Below are 20,900 nucleotides of genomic sequence, written 5' to 3' on the forward strand. Positions count from 1 at the left end.
ATTGAACAAGAGATAGACTCTGTCGCGTCTTCGCATTAATCAGACTATTTGAGATACCGAAAATCGGCCGAGGCATAGAGAGCCTGAATGAATGAACCCCAGGCTGCAGTCCGGGAATCTCGAATCGAGATTTTCTTCAGGGCAACCGGAAGATCGTTTTGCTCCATTTCATCGGCATTCACGAGTGCCAAAGCACCATTTGTAGCCCCAGACGGATTGTTTCCCGCGGCAGGCGATGTCTCTTCTGGCTTACTGGAGGCAGCCGCAAGCAACTGATTTGCAGGTACCGATCCAGATGACTCAGCAGTGTCTGATGCCAGATAGATACGGGCTTCTCTTTCATACACGGATAAATAGTCGATGATTGTGTTGACTTCAGTGACCGAGGGATCTCGTCCAAGAATCTGGCGATAAGCATGAACGATGCGTGATTGATCATCGTGGTCTTCGCCATCAAGCAAGGATTGTGCCAGCCGAATACTGTGTTGCCGCACAAAAGGGTCATTCAGAAGATAGAGCGATTGGGTAGCGACCGTGGTTTGATCCCGGGAACCCGTCACCATCCCTTGTTCAGCGAAGTCGAATACTTCTAAAGATCTGGGGAGAATCCCTCTGACAAGCGGAAGATAGACACTGCGGACAGTTGAGTTCTCGGCCGCCACTTGAAGATTGCGGGCCTCGGGACCATTGTTTCGAATCTCGATCACCTTCAACTCAGCAGCGGGAGACTTCTCAGGGCGAGAGGTATCGAGAGACTGAGTTGTGGCCAGAATGCTGTCGCGAATCTCCTCGGCAGTCAGGCGGCGAGGAGTGTGCCTCCAGATCCAGCGATTCGCAGGGTCGATCTGCTGATATGCAGCAACATTTTCCGTACTGAGTCGATAGGTTCTCGTCAGCACAATTCTGCGGATCAGTTGCTTCAGAGAGGAACCATTCTGAATCAAATCGTGGGCAAGATAATCGAGGAGTTCCGGATGAGAGGGGGTATCACCCGTCAAACCAAAGTTATCGACCGTCGAGACAATTCCTCGACCAAACAGATGATGCCAGACACGATTCACGATGACCCGGTGTGTAATGGCATTCTGAGGTGCAGTTAACCATTGAGCGAGTTCGGCCCGGCCACTTCGCCCAGGGGCAATCTGTGGCTGACCTTCCCAAGTCGCCAGTTTCAAGAATCCACGGGGAACCACAGGGCCGAGTTGCTCAGCCTCACCCCGCAATCGAAGTTCGGTGTCTGAAATCTGCTTGCTATCGCGAGCACCAAGAGTCACTTCGCCTAAATGTGCAGGATCAGTGAGCAGGTTTAATTCGGCTTGAAGACGGTTCCATTTCTGACGAGCCATCTGCTGCCTGGGACGACCATTCGGCCCTTTCTCCAGACCTTCGGGTGTCCCGCGCAGCCTTTCAAATTCCTCACGCGCTTCGGCGACTGCCTGCTGGGCTTTCTCAACTTTTTGATGCTGCTCAGGATCGGGTTCAGATTTGGTTTGTGAAATCACCAGCAATGCCGCCGTGTCATAATAATCCAGACCTCCACCACCCATCTTGTTTCGGACACCAGCCAGAATATCAGTGCTCGTGAAAATTCCTGCCAGTGCGTAGTACTCACGCTGCGAAACCGGATCAAATTTATGATCATGGCAACGTGCACAACTCACAGTGACACCCAGAACTGAACGGGTGACGGTGTCAATCGCTTCGTCAACATTATCCATGACGAAACGAACCTTAAACCTCTGGTTTACATCTTTGACACCCAGCGCCAGGAAGCCCGTCGCCACGAGGTTTTCGATGCGTTCACTTTCGGAAGAGTAGGGGAGCAGGTCACCCGCGACCTGTTCAGCGATAAATCGATCAAAGGGCTTATCTTTATTAAACGCGTCAATAACGTAGTTACGATACTTGTAGGCTTGAGGGTAAGGAACATTACGAGCAGACCCTGTGGACTCGCCAAAACGACTGACATCCAGCCAGTGGCGACCCCACTTCTCTCCAAATGCAGGAGAAGCGAGAAATCCGTCGACGAGTTTGGCATAATTTTCAGTCGATGGGTTTGCTTCAAAAGCTCGCAATTGCTCGTCGCCGGGAGGTAATCCAGTGAGATCATAGGCGACTCTTCTGAGAAGAGAGGCGGGATCGGCATCACCGACTGGCGAAAGATTGTGATCATTCAACCCCGCAAGCACGAACTGATCGATGGGATCAGTGGCCCAGTTCGAATCCGGTATGGCAGGCGGAGTCACATCCTTTAATGGCTGCCAAGCCCAGTGACTGGCTAGTAACTCCTGATAATCACTACTTCCTTTCCCAACTTCCTGCGAAACTTCGATACGAGGCCAGGGAGCACCGCGACGGATCCAGTCTTCTAAAATCTGGATCTTCTCATCAGGGAGTTTTTCTTCAGGAGGCATCTTCAGCTTGCCTGTATATCGTACAGCCTGAATCAACAGGCTTTCTTCAGGCTGATGCGGAACAACTGCTGAACCTCGATTACCACCATTACGCAATCCCTGATAATCATCGACACGCAAACCACCGGCAGCTTTGTTGTCAGCGGAATGGCATGTGTAACAATGCGAGACGAGGACTGGTCGAACCTTCTTCTCAAAGAATTCAAGATCGGCTGCAAGCTGTGAATCATGTGAAGACCCCGCATCTGCCACAGATTGGGTGTTCACCAAGCTTTGCGCTGAAACGACCGGCCTGGACTCTTCGGTAGCTGCTGGTGCGTTGACCTGGGCTTGAAGCTGCTCACCCGTTGCGGCCATCCCCACTGCCAGAACCGTCATGCATTTCGTATAAAAACTCATGGTTCACTACTTTTTCGAAGACGAAGGGTTGATGGCCATTGCCAAGGCATTCAGATGCAAGAATCACAAAGGTATTAATCAACGAATAGCGACCTGTTTTGTTCGACGATTCGCGTTCCTATTGAGCGGTTCCAGCTCCACATTAAAAGTGTGTTCACTCTCCAGACCGGGAACGTTGACTTTGATCTCCGATTTCTTGCTGTATTTATCAGGCAAACGAAACTGCGGAGGCGTATCACTCCCGGACTCAGGATCGATATAGAGTTTGACTTGATGTTGTCCAGGAGCCGCACCATAGCGATCACGGGTAAAACGGAGACGGAAGTTGCCGTCCTGGTCTGTATACCCCACTGATGAAGCAGTTTTTGAATCAAGGGGTTGATATTCGACACTCACCCCAGCCACTGGCTTACCAGCCGACATGACTTTTCCATGAACCTCACTCAGGGCAGGCCCGGAATTGAAACAACCCGAAAAGACCGACACTCCCCAAGTCGCCGCAATCACCCACCTAATGTGTGGTATTTTTGATGAAGCATTCATAACCTATCGCACCCAAAAACAGTATCAGTACCAAATATTTCATTAATTGACGCTTCCATTAATACTCGCCTAAAGCTGACCCATCGTTACGAATTGCCAGTCGCTGGTAGGTTCCTCGCAAGGTTCGAGGATTGCCGACGACTTCTGGCGTATTGTCGAAATGGATGGCATCACTCACGAACTGCACCCGGCCGTCACCGAAGAGGAAATGTGCGCCGCCAGAGTGAGCACTATGAAAACCACGTCCCGCGGTGGTCTGCCCAGGGGCATTTGGCAAATTTAACTTCCAGTTGGCAAGCCCCTGAGTTTGCCTCAAGCCCACATCGCCATTGCCTGTATAGTTCCGCACTCCAATCCAGATTGCCGAAAGATTGTCCCAGTTTCGTTCACCAACAATGAAGGTATTGCTGGAACCATCCGTGTAGTCCGTTAAGCGAACTTTGCTTCCTGGCCAAAAGGTGCCAAAGGGATCCGTCTGATTGAGCACCCAGTCATCGGCGTGCACCCAGCGTGTTCCATGAACACCAACATAACTGGCAGTTGCAGCAGCAATATCTCCATAAGCGGCATTAGTAAAACCGCGCTGATCATTGAGCTGAGGAGCAGTATCCGAAGGGCAGCGGTACCCAGGAACCACGGCCTGCACCTGATTTCGAGTGCTCGCATTCAGTAGCAATTCAACGAGTTCCCGATTCCCGATATCCAATTGATTGTAAAGAGTGGACTGATCGATCTGAGGGAGAATCAAGGCCGCCCAGGAGTAACCCGTGGCTCGATTCGCAGTCGTAAGATTGATGCGATACCCCGCATCCGGCTGCCTTGATGAAAAGACATTCCCAGGCGGAAACGTGCCATGTAAGTCGTGATAATTATGAAGCGCCAGGCCAATCTGTTTGAGATTGTTACGGCATTGTGTTCGGCGAGCAGCTTCTCTCGCCTGCTGCACAGCAGGCAGCAATAAGGCAATCAGGACAGCGATAATCGCTATCACAACAAGCAGTTCGATCAGCGTAAATCCTTGCTTCTTGAAAATCATCATTAACCCTTTGCGAATGTATACGTTCTCGATTTGATCGTTAGGAATTCGAAGTGGCATGCCGTGCAATGCGGTTGAGACTGCGAAGCGTTCGAGAAATTGAGGGATTGACCTGGAGTTCATCGGCAACGTCGAGTTGGAACACACTTCGACGAGCGACCTGCACGGCCAGCGCCTTCTCGAAGTAGCTGTCTACGGTGCCCGTCAGGACGAGCACACCATTGCTGATATGAATCTGAACGAAACGAAATGTGTCGGGCTCTTGAATAAAGAGCCTTTCGTAGAGCTGTCTTTCAGTCGTTGTTTCAGAAGGGGAAACCAAAATGGCAAAATCGGAATCATTGAAGGCGACCATAATATCTTTCTGCGGCGTAAAGCCGTCTTGATTTTTGAATAGACAGACAAACAGAGAAGCTACATGCCTTCCGCCATCATCGAGCGGCTCAGCATCAAGCGGCTCATCCGGCAAGAAAACAGGCGCATGCTGCTCAGGGAGACCAGCAACATCACAGGGAGGAGGGATTGAGCTGCCTCCCACTGGCAATCATCGTTGCCCAACCGATGGACGGGCCTGGCATTCAAAAAAACCCAAATGACGACCAGGTGATTCTTCGCAAGGGACAGTCCGTATGGACTGCCTGTCAGGGCTATTTGATACGTCGTTCATCATCCATGGGCACTGACTTCACCCGAGGATCACGACGTGGAATTCTGATCTAACAACAACAAGCGGAGCACATGCCAATTGAACACAGCTCAACGCAGTTGATCCCAGGATTGCGAGAGACGAGCAGAGTTTCCGCAATACGATTGCGGAATGTCTTTCGAGATTTTGGGAATGAATTCATGAGAGACTCCTCAAGCCTCAGACACGACGAAAGGGGAGACACAGCGAGACAAACATCGTGTAGCTGGACAGCCAACAGAACTATCACTCACTGAGTAGTAGTTAGTATCGGGACGTTTTCGAAAAATGTCAACTCAAATTCCGGAAAAACTGCAGTTCAGCCCAAAAGATCATTTTCAATCAAATGCTGATCAGGCCCAGTGAGCCTCGGAAAAACTTTTTTCTGTGTGATTCCCCAGGTTCTGAACTCTCCAGCTTTACCTGGGAGCTGGTCCATGGCTATATTGCCATGCAACCATGAATAACGAGCAGCGAATCAAGTACGAGGCCCGGGCGAAGATCGCGAAAGCGCTGGCACATCCTGCCAGATTATTCATGCTCGACTGGATGCATGATCGCGAATGTTCTGTCTCCGAACTCACCGCTGAACTGGGGCTTGATCAATCGACGGTTTCCAAACATCTGGCTGTGCTGCGCGAAGCCGGCATTGTTTCAGTACGTAAAGCGGGAACAACGTCCTTCTACCGCGTCAGTTGTGGTTGTCTCGATGGGTTCTTCACCTGCCTGGAAAACGTGCTCAAATGCGACATCACCAAGCGACAGCAAAGCCTCGCTGAGGATTCATCCTCATGAGCACACGAAGCTACGTTGCTGAAGCGATCGGTACTTTCACTCTGGTGTTTGCCGGAGCAGGGGCGATCGTGGTTAACGATCTCAGTGGCGGTGTCATTACCCATCCCGGGGTTGCTTTAACTTTCGGCCTCGTGGTCATGGCCATGATCTACGCCCTGGGCGATGTTTCTGGAGCCCATCTGAACCCCGCTGTGACGCTGGGGTTCTGGCTGGCACGGCGACTGCCAGCGCGGCAACTGGCACCATACATCAGCAGCCAGATATTGGGTGCTGTGATTGCAGCCAGCCTGTTACGAATCCTCTTCCTCGACCATCCCACGTTGGGGGCAACGCTGCCGGTCTATTTCTGGTGGCAGGCTTTGATTCTCGAAATCATTCTCACCGCCATATTGATGTTTGTCATTTTGTGTGTCTCCACGGGGGCTCGCGAAAAAGGTGTGATGGCAGGAGCAGCCATTGGTGCAGTGGTCGCGTTTGAAGCCATGTTCGGCGGCCCGATCTCAGGGGCTTCGATGAATCCGGCACGCTCATTCGGGCCAGCCGTTATCAGCGGAAATCTTGCCTCATTGTGGATCTACATCCTGGCACCCTGCATCGGATCAGCGTTCGCTGTCTTGAGTTTTCAGCAATTACACAAGGAAATTTCCATACCTGCCAATTCACAAGACGAACTCCAAACCAATAACTCTACAAAAAACAGGCTCGAATCATGAAACGCGTACTCATTCTTTGCACGGGAAATTCCTGCCGCTCGCAAATGGCCGAAGGTTTATGGAACTCTCTGGGTCAGCCGACGTGGGAAGCGGTCTCGGCCGGCTCACGTCCTGCCGGCTACGTTCATCCGCTGGCCGTGCGAGCGATGGGAGAACTGGGGATTGATATTTCGAACCTCATGAGTAAGTCGGTCGCACCGTATCAGAATGAAAACTTCGACCTGGTGGTCACGGTGTGCGATAACGCCAAAGAGGATTGCCCTGTCTTCCCGGGAGCGAAACTCACACTGCATTGGCCATTTGAGGATCCGGCGCATGCCAAAGGGAACGACGAGGAAAAGATGGTCATGTTCCGCCGTGTGCGTGATGAAATCCGTGATACCATCAGCGGCTATCTCGCGAACAGGACGTGATTAACATCTTTCAGAAGATCGTGATCACGACGTAATCGCCGGATAACGCGGGCGGATCCCTGAAATTCATCGCAAATTGAGGATCGGTCAAGCATGCTGGCTCAAAGCCACAGGCAAAGCACGCCAGGCGAAGTTCAATCGCAGAATCAGCATCACGATTGATAACCTTTTTCCAGAAAACAGAAAGAGCACGCTCTATCGTGGCAGACCGCTGGGACATCTTCTGCCGGGTGATTGACAACTATGGCGATATTGGTGTGTGCTGGCGTTTATCTCGGCAGTTGCATCATGAACTCGGAATTCCAGTCAGGCTCTGGATCGATCGACTTGAGGTGCTGACTCACCTGTGCCCACAAGTCCGGACGAACCTGGGGTCTCAGCAGGTGGATGGTATCGAAATCTGTCAATGGGAGAGCTGTTCTGAAGAGACTCAGCCCGCTCGAGTGGTCATTGAAGCTTTTGCCTGTGAGATTCCCAACTGTTACCAAAGTTCACTCCTTTCACTCCACGAGTCAGTGCCAAATCCTCCTGTGGTGTGGATCAATCTGGAATATCTCAGTGCCGAGGATTGGGTTTCTGAGTGCCATGGGCTGGCAACTCCAGGTTCTTCGAGCAGCCTGAGGAAGTATTTCTTCTTCCCGGGCTTTACGACCGAAACGGGAGGATTGCTTAAGGAAGCTGGTCTGAGAGAGCAAGTCCTTCGCTATCAGCAGGAGTTCATATCTCAAGGTTCTCGTGCGACACCCGACCTGTGGGCACGTCTTTGCTCGAAACAAGGAGAAAACCCTCTTCCTGACTCTCAGAAAATGCCGGGTGAACTGCGAATTTCCTTATTCTGTTATCAGAATCCACGGATTCCCCAACTTCTCGATTACTGGTCATCCAGAAGTGCGCCCACGAGTCTGTTTGTCACCCACGGATTAGCGACCAATCAGGTTGCCAAGTGGTGTGGGCATCCCCTCAAAGCGGGCGATCGACTGCAAATTGGTGCTCTTGAGCTTTTGATTTTGCCCTTTTTGCCACCCTCGGCTTACGATGAACTGCTCTGGAGCTGTGATTTCAATTTTGTGCGGGGGGAAGACTCTTTTGTTCGTGCTCAATGGGCGAACCGCCCTCTGATCTGGCAGATTTATCCGCAGGAAGAGGCTGCTCACCACAAGAAGCTCGAAGCCTTTCTGAGCCTGTATTTAGGGGAGTTTTCCAATCGTGAGGCAGTTGCGGAGTTCTGGCGTCTTTGGAATCAGATTCCGCCGGATCGTTCTTGGGCAAATGCCAGCGGCATCGAAGACGCCTGGGAAAAACTGATTCATTTTCGACAAGAATGGAATCGACACAGCGAGGAATGGGCCGACCGGCTTGACCGTAAGGGCAATCTCGCAAACAATCTGGAAATGTTCGTAAGAAAAATCCGTGAGGAAACTTCACGCTCTTGAGAGCCTGGGTTCCTCCCCATCAGACTGTGACCATCTTCCAGGAAATTGTTTCATGAGTGTTAAGCTGGCAGGCGACCTGCAGTCGGGCAATGTGGTGATCGTCGAAGGAAATCCCCTTGTTGTTTTGAAAGCCCAGTACAACAAGTCAGGTCGCAATGCTGCCGTTGTCAAACTGCGGATGAAGAACCTGTTGACAGGTCGCGTCTCAGAAACGGTCGTCAAAGCCGACGAGAAAATGGAACAGATCATTCTGGACAAGAAAGAATGCACCTATTCCTACTCAGCACCACCGGTTCACGTGTTCGTCGATGGCGACTACAACCAGTACGAGATCGATGCCGAAACAATGGCTGATGTTGAAAAATACCTCATGCCAGAAATGACCGATGTCGTCGAAGTGACCTTCTACGAAAGTAAGCCCATTTCTGTGGTCTTCCCGAAGGTCATCATTCGCGAAGTCGAATACACCGAACCAGTGACGCGTGGCGATACTTCTGGAAAGATTACCAAGGCCGCGGTTCTCAAGCACTCAAAGTACGAGCTACAGGTTTCCGCCTTCGTAGAAATTGGCGATAAGATTGAAATTGATACGGAGACCGGCGAGTTCCGCCGCCGCTGCTAATCGATACATCTCGCAAAAGAATCGTTTTGTCGGGTGTCATGACTGCGTGTTTCGACAAAGCGGGATTCGGCCTTTCGGCGAAAAACAAAAAACTCGATCTGCCATGGCGGGTCGAGTTTTTTTGTGGATCGATCGTTCCGAGTCATTCTTGAGTGAACTGCCATTCAAACTTACTTGGCGACAGGGAAACCTTCTTTGACAAGCTCTTTGTAACCCTGCTGAAGTGGCCTGACGTCGTACCCATAATCCTTCAGCACGCCGGCGGCTCCGAGCGATCGGGCTCCCACTGCGCAGTGCGTGTAAATGATCTGATTTTTGGGCAATACTTTCTCGACATCGGCCTGCGTCATCCCTTTTTGCAGTTTACGAAAGGGGACCAGCAAGGCTCCTTCGAGATGCCCACGATCCCACTCCGCCTGATCACGTACATCGACCAGCAAGGCTTTCTTTTCCTGAATCTGCTGTTTGACCACAACAAGGGAGTCAGTTGTGTAATCGGCACCCTGCGCATGGCTGTCGATCGCAACGAACATGGCCACAACGACCAGAAAACTTGTGACAATCTGATTCATATCGACTTTCCTTTCGCTACGCTCCAAGAAACGCTCAGGAAGCCACCTCAGACGAAGTGGGTTCCTCCAATCCAGCAGACCGGCGACCAATTCCCACCAGCCAGACGAGGCTCATCAGCAGCTTGAGAGTCACCCCCACAACATATAGCAGCGTGAGAAATGCCCAGAAACCTCCAAAAAAGACGCTGAACTTCCAATTGGCGGGCAGAAAAAGCCACTTCGAATCTGTCTGGTTGTGGTTGATAAAGTTCTCGACCTGAGTTTTGGCTCCCTCAATACTGACAGGAGAAACGGATATCGAAAAGGAACTTTCTCCTGCGCCGACAAACGTGAGTGTTCCTTCGCCATCAATCTGGCCCCGCCCCTGATTGTGTCGACGCCGCTCTTCAGGAGTTCTTTCCCGTGCAGCCCGCACTCTGGTTTCGACAGCCAGCAAAGGATCAATCACGGCTGTGTGAAAGGGGATCACAAAGAGCAGACACGTCGATGCCCGCGCGACGGGCCGTCCTTCCCGGTTCTCCAGAATCACATACGAAACAGGCGCAATCATCGTGATGAGCGTCGGCACAATCACAAATCCGATAACTCCAATCAGATGACTGATCCAATTTCCTTGATGACCTGCAGCTTGTTTCGACATCATTACAAATCCTGCAATTCTGAGGTTCCCCTCAGATCAATCACGACAGTTCATGAATTCTTTGCCAGCATGACTCAAAAAAGCGCGCAGATCGAGCGATAACTCAAGACCTTGATCGGCAGCGTCTTCGAATACCCAGTTGGCAGTGAGTTTTCTCTGCTTGTTTACCACAATTTAATGGCCGAAGTGAATTCATGGCTGCACCCACTGTCGAACTCGTCTCGGGAGATCTTCTCAAACAACCGGTGGATGTGATTGTCAATTCGTGGAATCGAAACTTCATTCCCTGGTGGCTGCTTTTACCTCAAGGTGTGTCTGGTGCCATCAAACGTCAGGCCGGGAAAGCACCATTCCGTGAGCTCAGCCGTGCTGGAATCATGCCCCTGGGCTCGGCAGTCTTAACGTCGGCTGGGCGTCTGCACTTTCGAGGCATCATTCATGTTGCGGGGATCAACCTGTGCTGGCTGGCGAGTGAGTATTCCATCCGCCAATCGACTCGTAATGCCGTACAGCTCGCAGAACAGCAGGGCTTTGGCTCGATGGCCATCCCCCTGATAGGTGCCGGATCTGGAGGTTTTCCTGCCGATAAAGCTCGTCGCCTGATTCTCGATGAGCTGGCAAAGCTCGACTTGAAGAGCCCCCTCCTGGTGAAAGTGGTGACATTCGCTGCGGAAAAATGACGAATCGTGCCACATAAATCTGGTGGCAGAGCATTGATTCAGAATCTGAAGAGAGGATTCTTCGACAGTCTTCTACGACGACCTGTTTCTCTGAAAGAAAACAAGTTGATTGTTAAGAAACAATGAGAATCGTTATTTTTGTATGGTCGTCGACATCAAAGCGTGGGTAGAGTTTCGTCCATCCCTTGAACCTTAACCACAGCTCTGAACGAAATTCTTGTGTCAAACGCCGCTTCTTCAATGCGAACCTCACGAAGTCCCTGGCAGGAATTCTTCTGGGGTCTCTGGACCGTCGTGGCTGCCTTTGGTTGTTACTTTTCCATGTATGCCTTTCGCAAACCATTCACTGCCGGGAGTTTCAATGAGCCGTTGTTGGCTCAGATGGACTTCAAAAGCGTGCTGGTGATCTCGCAAGTCTTTGGCTACATGCTCTCCAAGTTCATTGGCATAAAAGTCATTGCCGAAACTCCGCCACATCGCCGGGTGCTGGGCATCCTGATTCTCATCGCTCTCGCACAACTGAGTCTGATTGGCTTTGGTTTAACACCACGCCCGTGGAATCTGGTCTTCATGTTTTTCAATGGCCTGCCACTGGGCATGGTTTTTGGACTGGTGCTGGGCTGTCTTGAAGGTCGTCGTTCGAGCGAAGCACTCACCGCCGGTCTTTGTGCCAGTTTTATCCTCGCTGGAGGAGTCATGAAGTCTGTAGGAACCTGGCTGCTCAGGGATCGCGGCATAAGTGAAGACTGGATGCCCGCAGCGGCCGGGGGGTTATTTACAATTCCCCTGGGAATCTGCCTCGTCATGCTCGCTCTGGTTCCTCCACCATCGATCGAAGATATCGCCGCACGAACCGAGCGGAGCACCATGAGTGGCCAGGATCGCTGGGCGTTCTTCAGCCGCTATGCGCCGGGTCTGCTGCCCATCATTGTCTTCTATCTGCTGGTCACGATTCTGCGGAGCCTGCGTGATGACTTTCAGCCGGAGATCTGGAAGACTTTGGGGAGCACTTTCACATCCTCGACATTCACCAAATCCGAGACTCTCGTGACGCTGGGAGTGATCGCTGTGAATGGAACAGCGGTATTGATCCGCAATAATCGGCTGGCATTTTTTACCGCCTTAGGAACCTGTGGTGTCGGACTGGGGCTTCTTGCTGGCTCGCTGATTGGGCATCACCTGGACCTGATGAACGATTTCACATTCATTGTCCTTCTAGGGCTGGGGCTGTACCTCCCCTATGTGGCCTTTCACACCACCGTCTTCGAACGCCTGATTGCGATGACTCGCGATAAAGGGACTGTCGGATTCCTGATGTATGTCGTCGATGCCATCGGGTATTTGGGCTTTGTCGGGATTGTGCTCCTGAAGAACTATATCTCGCGAAGCACGAACGTTGTAGAACTGCTGATCATTTCCAGTTGGGCAAGTGTGGTCATTTCAACAATTGCCCTGGTGATCAGTTGGGTCTACTTTTCAAAAGTTCAACCTCGTCAGTCAAAATTGACCGAACTCGAAGTTCGCATCTCCAGTTGATGATGCCCGGAACTTCTTTATCACTTTTTGAGTGTTCGAATCATGCCCACGACATCACCCAGTTCCTCTCGAGATAGCAGCGGTCGCATGGAACGATTGCGGCTGAGTGAAGCTTTTCTCCCTACAGCCTGCACTGCCGCCGTTTTCTCTGGTGAGACGCACCATCTCGAACTGAATCAGATACCGCTTCCCATGTTGGGTGCCGGGGAAATTCTGGTGAAGGTCACGGCCTGCACGCTCTGCGGGAGTGATCTCCATAGCGTGGAAGGCCGTCGCAAAGTCCCGGTACCAACAATTCTCGGGCACGAAATCGTCGGGCAGATTGCAGCGATTGGCGGAGATTTTACTCCCGCGGATCTCGCCAATGCTCCACTCCATGTGGGAGATCTCGTGACGTGGGCCGTCGTGGCCAACTGCGGCAAATGCTTTTACTGCGAACGCGATCTTCCCCAAAAATGCCTCCATTCGGTCAAGTATGGTCACGAAGCATTTCGTCCTGGCAAAGAACTCCTGGGAGGGTTGGCCGAATACTGCCTGCTGGTCCCTGGGACAGCCATCATCAAATTGCCACCCCATTTACCCACTTCGGTGGCGTGCCCAGCCAGTTGTGCGACCTCGACAATTGCCGCAGTTCTCGAAGCGGCTCAACCGCTTAAGGGCCGCAGTATCTGCATTCTTGGAGCCGGGATGCTGGGACTGACGGCCTGTGCGATGTCCAGATCGCTGGGGGCCACCCATGTCATTTGCGTTGATCCTCAACCCTACCGGCGAGAGTTGGCCTTGAATTTCGGGGCCACCCACACGTCCGATTCGATGCAACTGGCAGAGACTCTCCGTTCGGCTGGTCTTCCACATGGGGTTGATGCCGTTGCTGAACTCTCTGGGAACAATGCCGCCTTTGAAAGTGTCTGGCCTCTCGTGCGACTGGGCGGCACGATTGTTCTGGCTGGTTCCGTCTTCCCGTCACCTGCGATTGGTATGGCACTCGAACAGCTTGTCCGTCGTCAGATTACCATGCGGGGTGTTCACAACTATGGCCCCAGGCATTTGCGAACTGCAATCGAATTTCTGGCCAGCGAACATCAGAACTACCCCTTTGAGTCGCTGGTCAAGCAGTGGTTTCCTCTGGAACAAATCAGCGAAGCCATGACGGCAGGCAAAGAACCCTCGGCAATCCGCATCGGGATCACCATGACTCAGAAGTAGCTTAACAAATTTCAAAGTAACGGTTGACGCAGGATGAACTGACTGACTGAATCATCCTGCAAGATTTACCCTTCCACCAGCTCTGGCAAAACGCCCCAGCGCCATGAGAGGGAAGTAGAGGGGGTAATAGTGGTATCGCAGGTAAAAGACCCGGGGAAAGCCCGTCCCTGTGAATTCTTCTTCGTCCCATATGCCGTTAATTTTCTGATTTTTGAGCAGGAATTCCACGCCCCGCTGGCATTCGATCGAGTTCTGCTCACCGGCTGCAATCAAACCGAGTACAGCCCATGCCGTTTGTGAGGCAGTCGGCGTGCCTTGTCCCCTGAGGGACGGGTGATCATAAGTAGCGGGAGTTTCACCCCAGCCGCCACAGGCCTGCTGCTTGCTTTTAAGCCAACCCGCCGCACGTACCAGGCGAGGATCATGGGCAGGAATACCAATGGCAGTCAGGCCCACCAGAACCTGCCATGTTCCGTAGATGTAATTGACGCCCCAGCGACCATACCAGGCATGATCGTACTCCTGATCATTCCAGATGAACTCCAGCGCTCTTTGCACAGAAGGATCATTGAAACTGATCCCCACGGCTGCATACGCTTCGAGGACTCGAGCCGAAATATCGGCATTCGTCTCATCGAGCATGGCGTTATGGTCAGCGAAAGGAACTTTTGTCAGTAGTTCCTTGTTGATATCCGAATCGAAAGCTCCCCATCCGCCATCCCTCGACTGAAGTGCTTTAAGCCACTGCACACCTCGCCCCATGGCTTCCAGAACAGGTCGATGACATTCCAGTTGCTTAAGTGCCTGTTCGCGAGAGTTACTTTCTGCGCTCCAGCCTGTCTGGACAGGAAGAACTCCGTTGGAAATCGCTAAGGGTGTCGCCTCTTCTGGTAATGTAGAAGCCAGAGCGATCAGCACCATCGCGGTATCATCAACATCGGGATAAAACTCGTTATTGAACTCGAAATACCATCCTGAGACAGGAGTCTCGGGATGAGCTTTCGACCAGTCACCGGCATGGCGGACTTCTTTACTCAGCAGCCAGTTCCTCGCTTTACCAAGAGCAGGATGATCGGGTTCGACTCCCGACTCCCGCAAGGCAATGATCGAAATTGCGGTATCCCATACGGGAGACAAGCAAGGCTGCAGGCGTAACGAATCCCGCTCGCGGAGCATCAGTCGATTCAATTCGTCCCGCTGTTTTTGAACCATTGGATGCTGATCGTCAAACCCGGCACATTTGAGCCCGATCAACGTCCAGACGATCGGAGGAAAGATCGCTCCCAATCCATCGCTCATCTCCTGCCGATCCAGGATCCACTGCACACACTTGCGGACTGCGCGCGACCGCAAAGGTTTGATTCCATAACTTTCGATGGACTTCAGGCATTGATCGGCAAAAAAGAAAAATCGACTCCAGTTCATCCAGCCTTTGGAGTTCGACTCATGATTCACACCGCGAATAAAGCGGGGTAACTGCTTCTCCTTCGAAGCATACAATTCATCGATGGTGATCTGATGGCCGCCCGCGTCTTTCAATTCCACGGCAGGTTGAAAGGCCCAGAGTAAACTCAGTGGGACAACAATTGTCCGCGACCAGGCCGACATTTGTGAAAGACTGATCGGAAACCAATCGGGTAACAAGACGACTTCTGGCGGAACAGCCGGGCACATCGAATAAGGAATGAGCCCCAGCATCGCAAGATAGAATCTCGTGAAACTGTTCACACGCTCAACGCCACCTGCCTTGAGAATTGCTTCACGAGCCCTGATTAAGGCGGGTTCATCGGCTGCATGACCTGTAATTCGCAGGGCCAGATAAGCTTTGACAGCACAACTGACATCGATGGGGCCACCAGGAAAATTGCTCCAACTGCCATCTTCATTCTGCTGGGCCAGCAGATAGTTCGCCGCGGCCTGTGCATCAGAAGATTGCCCTTCATTCAGAAAGGCCAGCAGGAGGATGTACTCCGATTCGAGGATCGTATCTCCTTCAAGTTCAGCAACGAAAAATCCTTCGGAATGTTGCTGATCGAGAAGATACTGGCGAGTTCTCGCGATCGCGGTCTGTAGTCCCACACAGGTTTCCCGCGTTTTTTCGACAGGCGCCGAATGTTCGAATGCTGCCAGCAGGTCGACTCGTTTCGCACCAAAAGTACCTGAAGTCATTTCAGGAGCCCCTCCATCCCTGGGCAGATCCTAGTCATTGTGAATTGAATATCTGGTCTGGATTCTCCAGTGCCGGCTATCCTAAGCCACTGCATCCAATGCCGCAAGAAAACTTGAGCATGTTCCACAAACCACTCAGGACTTTGGCTCGACTTCTTGCTGGGCACAACTGGATTTCGCTTGTTCTTACGGCATATCAACTCACCAGAGTGGCGATTGACGCGTGGAAGGCCATAATCCCAGAGTAATCCTCTACTGTTTCGGCCTTCGCGGAACCTGACTCATCGACTGACTTGTGCAACTCGTGAGTTCGTTGTTGCGCAGACTTCTGGTAAAGCAGTAGCGCTCCATGATCCATCCTGCGGAAAGACAGACTTTCATGAACCAGCCTTACGATGCTTTGTTGATCGTTTCCTTTGGAGGCCCGGATCGTCCCGAAGATGTCCTGCCGTTCCTGGAAAATGTGCTTCGAGGCAAACCTGTTCCCAGAGAACGCATGCTGGAAGTTGCCGAACATTACTATCACTTTGGTGGCAAAAGCCCGATTAATGACCAGGTGCGGGAGCTAATCTCTGCTTTGAAAATTGAGTTCCAGAAATCTGGTATCGATCTCCCCATTTATTGGGGTAATCGCAACTGGCACCCGATGCTGACTGACACAGTTCGTGAAATGGCTGAGCAGGGGGTGCAGCGTGCGTTGGCATTCTTTACCTCGGGCTACAGCTGTTACTCCGGCTGCCGGCAGTACCGGGAGAACATCATTGCCGCCCGAGAAGCCGTTGGACCTTCGGCACCTCTTATCGAAAAAACGAGAATGTTCTACAACCATCCCCTCTTCATCGAGGCGAATGCCGATCGGCTACGAACTGCGATATCTGCCTGGAGTGATGAGGAGCGTCAGCAGGCCCATCTGACATTCACCGCTCACAGTATCCCGATGTCGATGGCGGATCGATCCAACTACACGTTGCAACTGACTGAAACCTGTCGGTTGATTGCGAACGCCCTGGGATTCGAAAGGGACCGCTGGTCACTGGTCTATCAGAGCCGGAGTGGACGTCCTCAGGATCCCTGGCTGGAACCAGATATTCTTGATCATCTGAAATCCCTCAACGAACGAAACATCCGAAATGTCGCGGTCGCCCCGGTGGGTTTTCTCTCGGATCACATGGAAGTCCTTTATGACCTCGATGAAGAAGCCAGCCTGCTCGCTAAACAACTCGGTTTGAACTTTGTTCGGTCCGGAACTGTGGGGACTCATCCTCAGTTTATTTCGATGATTCGAGAACTTGTCGAAGAAAGGATCGGCCGACGAAGCTGCCGCCAGGCGATTGGCCACTTCGGACCCAGCCACGATGTCTGCCCGCCACACTGTTGTGAATACCCGACAGGCCGACCAACAGCCGCGGCAAACATTTCCAGTCGTGACGGTTCCAACGGATCGACAGCACGACAGATCTGACAACCACGACAGTAAAACACTCAAAAACTGATTTTGATCCTCCAGCACGCAATCCATCGGCTCAATCTGCCGATAGTTCCCATGAAGCAGTGCTGACCGCTGGGCCACATACCGTTTGACAGCTCTTCGCGACTGTCAAGCTCTTGTGCTGCTCCGGTCTGATTTCGTCTGCCAAACTGGTCTGCCCGATCTGGTTCATCTCAGATTTATGCGGGCATTCCAGGCAGATGCCTTCAAGCATGCTTCGCTCGGACTATCGAAGCCAGTGTGCAGGGGGTTCAAACATAATGGACGAGGATATTCTGCAGGAGTTCCTGGCAGAGAGCTGGGAGAACCTGGCCCAACTCGACACTGAAGTGGTCGCTCTCGAAAAGGAACCCAGCAACAGTCCACTCCTCGCCAGTATTTTCCGCACAATTCATACAATTAAAGGAACCTGCGGCTTCCTGGGTTTTGAACATCTGGGAAAAGTCGCCCACGCCACGGAAAACGTCCTTGGCAAAATGCGTGACGGTGAACTTGACGTCACAAACGAGGCGATCTCTCTCGTGCTGGATGGTGTCGACACAATCAAGCACCTGCTGGAAACGATCGAAAAGACTCAGGCCGAACCTGAGCTCGACACCTCGGCACTGATTCATAAACTCGATTTACTCGCCTCATTGAGTTCCCCGGTCAGTCAGCCACGACATGCTCCGGCTCTAACTTCTACACAACCTCACGCCCTGTCTGGGGAATCCACTTCCAACCAGCCGGTGAACTTCCAACGTCCAGAATCGACCGGTGAACGGAACACGGAATCAATGAGCCCGGCCAACGCCGTGACTTCATCAGCCCCTGTTGTTTCTGCAAACACCTCTAAAGCCGCGGAAGTTGACCCAGGTTCAAATCGAACCGGCAAGCCAGCAACTTTGGCGACAGCTTCAAATGGTACGAATGGAGAAAGTGATTCCGAATCCGAAGGACGACGCTCTGCTGCCGTTGACCTGTCGATTCGAGTGAATGTTGAAGTTCTCGATAAACTGATGAACCTGGTCGGTGAATTGGTTCTGACTCGTAATCAGCTATTACAGATGGTTCGCGGCGAAGACGAGTCGCGCTTCCAGGTGCCAGTCACGCACCTCAACCGAGTGACAACCGACCTACAGGAAGGGGTGATGAAAACCCGCATGCAGCCGATTGGCAATGCATGGAGTAAGCTCCCCAGACTCGTTCGCGATCTCTCGCAAGTGACATCGAAGCAGATCGAACTTGAAATGCACGGCGCGGAGACGGAACTTGATCGCACCGTTCTCGATGCAATTAAAGATCCTCTAACGCATATGGTGCGAAACTCGGCCGACCATGGTATCGAGAAGGCCGAAATTCGCCGTAAACAGGGTAAAGCAGAGTCGGGCACCATTCGACTGAAGGCCTTTCACGAAGGGGGCCATGTCATCATTCATGTTGAAGATGATGGCGCTGGCATTCATGTCGAACGAGTACGACAGAAAGTCCTTGAAAAGGGTCTGGCGACTGAATCCGATCTGGCGCATCTTTCGGAAGAAGAGATCCTTCAGTTCATCTTTCTGCCTGGCTTTTCCACAGCCGAGACCGTCACGAGTGTCTCGGGTCGTGGCGTGGGCATGGACGTTGTCCGTACAGCGATTGAGCGTATTGGTGGAACAGTCGAACTCCGCTCTCAATGGGGGCAGGGGACAACGATTCGCATCAAGATTCCACTGACACTGGCCATCATCTCGGCTTTGGTCGTCTCGAGTTCCGGGCAGTCGTTCGCGATTCCACAACTAGGAATCGTTGAACTCGTAAGACTTTCAGTCGACGATCTCATCCGCATTGAAAAAATTCACGACCAGCGAATTTTCCGCCTGCGTGACCGATTGCTGCCTCTTTTACGACTCAGCGATGCACTCAAACTTCCTTCTTTGCCACCAGACAACGAAGGAGACATGAGTATTGTCGTTGTACAAGTGGGAGATGAGCAGTTTGGCCTGATTGTTGACGAAGTTTTCGATACGCAAGAGATCGTCGTCAAACCCCTCGGGAGCATTCTGAAAGATCTGCGAGTCTACCAGGGAACGACCATTCTCGGTGATGGTCGAGTCATTATGATCCTGGATGTCGCGGGGACAGCAGCAGCTTTGGGTGGAACTGCCAGCAGAACCCAGAGAGAGCTGCGGAATCTTCAGCAGGATGCTGCCAATGGAGAAAATGACAAAACCAGCCTGCTCTTATTCTCGACACCTCATCAGGAAACTATGGCCGTACCACTCGGCCTGGTGGCGCGGCTGGAAGAATTTTCCCTCAAACAGATTGAGCAGGTCGGCGAGCAACTGGTTGTTCAGTATCGCGGAGATCTCTTGCCGCTGATCCCGATTCGTGGAAACAGCCGTGATGTCCAGAGGCTCGATCCTCAACCGGTGGTTGTCTTCAGCGATAACTCACGCATGATGGGTCTGATGGTCAACAAGATCGAAGATATCATCGAAGAGACCATCACCATTCGTATGCAAGGGAAACGCCCCGGAGTTTTTGGCACAACGGTCGTCGGTGGCAAAGCAACCGAGATTATTGATATTCAGCACTATCTCACCCAGGCCAATCCTCATTGGTTTCATCGAGAAGATGAGCGAAACCGCCTGCGTGTTCTGGCCATTGACGATTCCCCATTTTTCCGTCAACTGCTGCAAACCGCGATTGAAGCCGACGGCCATAAGATCATTACGGCCTCTGGGGGTCATCAGGCGCAACAGATCATCGAGCGGGGTGAACAGTTTGATGTCATTATCTGCGATATTGAAATGCCCGAGATGACGGGTTGCGAGTTTGCGCAGTGGTACTGCAGGCGAGATCAGCAGAAACAATCTTCACTGATTGCGATGACTTCTCTTCTGGGCGAAGAACATCGCCAGCGGATTCTGAAGTCGGGCTTTGATCATTTTCTCGCCAAGTTTAATCCCCAGGAATTGAGTTCTTCGATGGCACAAATCTGCAGGATGCAGCCTCATTCGGGAGTTTCCGCATGATTGCTCCAGTTGATGGAACTCCCACCGTCGAATCACACGCCTTGAATCAGAAGCAGTTCGTCACCTTCTGGGTGAACGAGCAACTCATGGGCATTCCCGTAGGTATTGTGCAGGAGGTTCTGAACCCCCAGACAATCGCTTCCGTGCCTTTGGCACCACGGGAAATAGCCGGGCTGTTGAATCTCCGCGGCCAGATTGTCACTGCCATCAACCTGAGGCGGCGTCTGGGACTTCCTGATTATTCGCAATCGGAGGGAAGCATGAATGTGGTGCTCCGCTACCGAGGCGAATCCTTCAGCCTGCTGGTCGACAGTGTGGGCGATGTGCTGGATATCGCCGAGATGCCTATTGAAGCTCCACCACGCACGATTTCATCCACCTGGAAAGCTTATACCGAAGGTGTGGTCCGCCTGGAAAAGAATCTGCTGCTATTACTCAACGTGACGGCCATTCTGGCAATTGGCGGGCCGCTGAAATCGGAACATTCGCCGATGGAACCACGACCTTGACGAATGGATGACCGCCTCGCTTTTCAAACTCAATACTCAAACTCGTC

General features: G+C 52.1%; 18 protein-coding genes. 11 read left to right on the forward strand and 7 right to left on the reverse strand.

Annotated features, from left to right (window positions below; all coding sequences use genetic code 11):
- Window positions 1-44: 44 nt before the first annotated feature.
- The 4 genes from A6X21_RS08990 to A6X21_RS24325 form a co-directional block, all read right to left on the reverse strand.
- Window positions 45-2,813: a PSD1 and planctomycete cytochrome C domain-containing protein gene (locus tag A6X21_RS08990; RefSeq protein WP_068847235.1), complete on the reverse strand. Its 2,769-nt coding sequence runs from the start codon at window positions 2,811-2,813 to the stop codon at window positions 45-47.
- Between the two features lie 78 nt (window positions 2,814-2,891).
- Window positions 2,892-3,236, reverse strand: coding sequence for a peptidase associated/transthyretin-like domain-containing protein (locus A6X21_RS08995; RefSeq protein ID WP_068847236.1), 345 nt, complete (start codon window positions 3,234-3,236; stop codon window positions 2,892-2,894).
- Between the two features lie 178 nt (window positions 3,237-3,414).
- Window positions 3,415-4,392 (reverse strand): DUF1559 domain-containing protein, encoded by a 978-nt coding sequence (locus A6X21_RS09000; protein WP_068847495.1) that lies wholly within the window; start codon window positions 4,390-4,392, stop codon window positions 3,415-3,417.
- 40 nt (window positions 4,393-4,432) lie between these two features.
- Window positions 4,433-4,747, reverse strand: coding sequence for a BON domain-containing protein (locus tag A6X21_RS24325; RefSeq protein ID WP_131818259.1), 315 nt, complete (start codon window positions 4,745-4,747; stop codon window positions 4,433-4,435).
- A gap of 789 nt (window positions 4,748-5,536) precedes the next feature.
- Between A6X21_RS24325 and A6X21_RS09010 the strand changes: the two genes are divergently transcribed.
- The 5 genes from A6X21_RS09010 (at window position 5,537) to A6X21_RS09030 (ending at window position 9,053) form a co-directional block, all read left to right on the forward strand.
- The gene (locus A6X21_RS09010) at window positions 5,537-5,872 is read left to right on the forward strand and encodes an ArsR/SmtB family transcription factor (RefSeq protein ID WP_068847238.1); all 336 of its coding nucleotides are present in this window, start codon (window positions 5,537-5,539) and stop codon (window positions 5,870-5,872) included.
- Window positions 5,869-6,585: an MIP/aquaporin family protein gene (locus tag A6X21_RS09015; RefSeq protein WP_068847239.1), complete on the forward strand. Its 717-nt coding sequence runs from the start codon at window positions 5,869-5,871 to the stop codon at window positions 6,583-6,585. Before A6X21_RS09010 ends, A6X21_RS09015 begins: the two co-directional genes overlap by 4 nt.
- Entirely contained in the window at window positions 6,582-6,998 is a 417-nt protein-coding gene (locus tag A6X21_RS09020; RefSeq protein WP_068847240.1) for an arsenate reductase ArsC, read from the forward strand. The genes A6X21_RS09015 and A6X21_RS09020 overlap by 4 nt, the downstream gene beginning before the upstream one ends.
- 200 nt (window positions 6,999-7,198) lie before the next feature.
- Window positions 7,199-8,431: an elongation factor P maturation arginine rhamnosyltransferase EarP gene (gene earP, locus A6X21_RS09025; RefSeq protein WP_068847241.1), complete on the forward strand. Its 1,233-nt coding sequence runs from the start codon at window positions 7,199-7,201 to the stop codon at window positions 8,429-8,431.
- 52 nt (window positions 8,432-8,483) lie between these two features.
- A complete protein-coding gene (locus tag A6X21_RS09030) occupies window positions 8,484-9,053 on the forward strand; it encodes an elongation factor P (RefSeq protein ID WP_013110159.1) in 570 nt (189 codons plus the stop codon).
- Window positions 9,054-9,223: 170 nt separating this feature from the next.
- On the opposite strand, the gene A6X21_RS09035 is transcribed toward A6X21_RS09030, so the two are convergent.
- Window positions 9,224-9,625 (reverse strand): rhodanese-like domain-containing protein, encoded by a 402-nt coding sequence (locus tag A6X21_RS09035; protein WP_068847242.1) that lies wholly within the window; start codon window positions 9,623-9,625, stop codon window positions 9,224-9,226.
- A gap of 34 nt (window positions 9,626-9,659) precedes the next feature.
- Complete coding sequence (locus A6X21_RS09040) at window positions 9,660-10,265, reverse strand: hypothetical protein (protein WP_068847243.1); 606 nt, start codon at window positions 10,263-10,265, stop codon at window positions 9,660-9,662.
- A 194-nt stretch (window positions 10,266-10,459) separates the two neighbouring features.
- On the opposite strand from A6X21_RS09040, the gene A6X21_RS09045 reads away from it, so the two are divergent.
- The 3 genes from A6X21_RS09045 to A6X21_RS09055 all read left to right on the forward strand — a co-directional run bounded on the left by A6X21_RS09045 (window position 10,460) and on the right by A6X21_RS09055 (window position 13,687).
- Complete coding sequence (locus tag A6X21_RS09045) at window positions 10,460-10,945, forward strand: macro domain-containing protein (RefSeq protein ID WP_068847244.1); 486 nt, start codon at window positions 10,460-10,462, stop codon at window positions 10,943-10,945.
- A gap of 219 nt (window positions 10,946-11,164) precedes the next feature.
- Window positions 11,165-12,481, forward strand: a complete 1,317-nt coding sequence (locus A6X21_RS09050; protein ID WP_240490211.1) for a DUF5690 family protein — start codon at window positions 11,165-11,167, stop codon at window positions 12,479-12,481.
- Window positions 12,482-12,523: 42 nt separating this feature from the next.
- On the forward strand, window positions 12,524-13,687 hold the full coding sequence (locus tag A6X21_RS09055; RefSeq protein ID WP_068847246.1) for a zinc-binding dehydrogenase: 1,164 nt from the start codon (window positions 12,524-12,526) through the stop codon (window positions 13,685-13,687).
- A 51-nt stretch (window positions 13,688-13,738) separates the two neighbouring features.
- On the opposite strand, the gene A6X21_RS09060 is transcribed toward A6X21_RS09055, so the two are convergent.
- Entirely contained in the window at window positions 13,739-15,856 is a 2,118-nt protein-coding gene (locus A6X21_RS09060) for a terpene cyclase/mutase family protein (RefSeq protein WP_068847247.1), read from the reverse strand.
- Between the two features lie 379 nt (window positions 15,857-16,235).
- Between A6X21_RS09060 and A6X21_RS09065 the strand changes: the two genes are divergently transcribed.
- The 3 genes from A6X21_RS09065 to A6X21_RS09075 all read left to right on the forward strand — a co-directional run bounded on the left by A6X21_RS09065 (window position 16,236) and on the right by A6X21_RS09075 (window position 20,853).
- On the forward strand, window positions 16,236-17,318 hold the full coding sequence (locus A6X21_RS09065) for a ferrochelatase (protein ID WP_068847248.1): 1,083 nt from the start codon (window positions 16,236-16,238) through the stop codon (window positions 17,316-17,318).
- Between the two features lie 287 nt (window positions 17,319-17,605).
- Window positions 17,606-20,344 (forward strand): hybrid sensor histidine kinase/response regulator, encoded by a 2,739-nt coding sequence (locus A6X21_RS09070; protein WP_068847249.1) that lies wholly within the window; start codon window positions 17,606-17,608, stop codon window positions 20,342-20,344.
- On the forward strand, window positions 20,341-20,853 hold the full coding sequence (locus A6X21_RS09075; protein ID WP_068847250.1) for a chemotaxis protein CheW: 513 nt from the start codon (window positions 20,341-20,343) through the stop codon (window positions 20,851-20,853). The genes A6X21_RS09070 and A6X21_RS09075 overlap by 4 nt, the downstream gene beginning before the upstream one ends.
- The last annotated feature ends 47 nt before the right edge of the window (window positions 20,854-20,900 follow it).

Origin of the sequence: Planctopirus hydrillae (genome assembly GCF_001707835.1) — a bacterium.
GTDB lineage: Bacteria > Planctomycetota > Planctomycetia > Planctomycetales > Planctomycetaceae > Planctopirus > Planctopirus hydrillae.

Excerpts from the sequence above, each read along its gene's own strand:
- A6X21_RS08990 (WP_068847235.1), bottom strand. The coding sequence starts at position 2,813 with ATGAGTTTTTATACGAAATGCATGACGGTTCTGGCAGTGGGGATGGCC.
- A6X21_RS08995 (WP_068847236.1), bottom strand. The coding sequence starts at position 3,236 with ATGTCGGCTGGTAAGCCAGTGGCTGGGGTGAGTGTCGAATATCAACCC.
- A6X21_RS09000 (WP_068847495.1), bottom strand. The coding sequence starts at position 4,392 with ATGATTTTCAAGAAGCAAGGATTTACGCTGATCGAACTGCTTGTTGTG.
- A6X21_RS24325 (WP_131818259.1), bottom strand. The coding sequence starts at position 4,747 with ATGGTCGCCTTCAATGATTCCGATTTTGCCATTTTGGTTTCCCCTTCT.
- A6X21_RS09010 (WP_068847238.1), top strand. The coding sequence starts at position 5,537 with ATGAATAACGAGCAGCGAATCAAGTACGAGGCCCGGGCGAAGATCGCG.
- A6X21_RS09015 (WP_068847239.1), top strand. The coding sequence starts at position 5,869 with ATGAGCACACGAAGCTACGTTGCTGAAGCGATCGGTACTTTCACTCTG.
- A6X21_RS09020 (WP_068847240.1), top strand. The coding sequence starts at position 6,582 with ATGAAACGCGTACTCATTCTTTGCACGGGAAATTCCTGCCGCTCGCAA.
- A6X21_RS09030 (WP_013110159.1), top strand. The coding sequence starts at position 8,484 with ATGAGTGTTAAGCTGGCAGGCGACCTGCAGTCGGGCAATGTGGTGATC.
- A6X21_RS09035 (WP_068847242.1), bottom strand. The coding sequence starts at position 9,625 with ATGAATCAGATTGTCACAAGTTTTCTGGTCGTTGTGGCCATGTTCGTT.
- A6X21_RS09040 (WP_068847243.1), bottom strand. The coding sequence starts at position 10,265 with ATGTCGAAACAAGCTGCAGGTCATCAAGGAAATTGGATCAGTCATCTG.
- A6X21_RS09045 (WP_068847244.1), top strand. The coding sequence starts at position 10,460 with ATGGCTGCACCCACTGTCGAACTCGTCTCGGGAGATCTTCTCAAACAA.
- A6X21_RS09055 (WP_068847246.1), top strand. The coding sequence starts at position 12,524 with ATGCCCACGACATCACCCAGTTCCTCTCGAGATAGCAGCGGTCGCATG.
- A6X21_RS09060 (WP_068847247.1), bottom strand. The coding sequence starts at position 15,856 with ATGACTTCAGGTACTTTTGGTGCGAAACGAGTCGACCTGCTGGCAGCA.
- A6X21_RS09065 (WP_068847248.1), top strand. The coding sequence starts at position 16,236 with ATGAACCAGCCTTACGATGCTTTGTTGATCGTTTCCTTTGGAGGCCCG.
- A6X21_RS09070 (WP_068847249.1), top strand. The coding sequence starts at position 17,606 with ATGGACGAGGATATTCTGCAGGAGTTCCTGGCAGAGAGCTGGGAGAAC.
- A6X21_RS09075 (WP_068847250.1), top strand. The coding sequence starts at position 20,341 with ATGATTGCTCCAGTTGATGGAACTCCCACCGTCGAATCACACGCCTTG.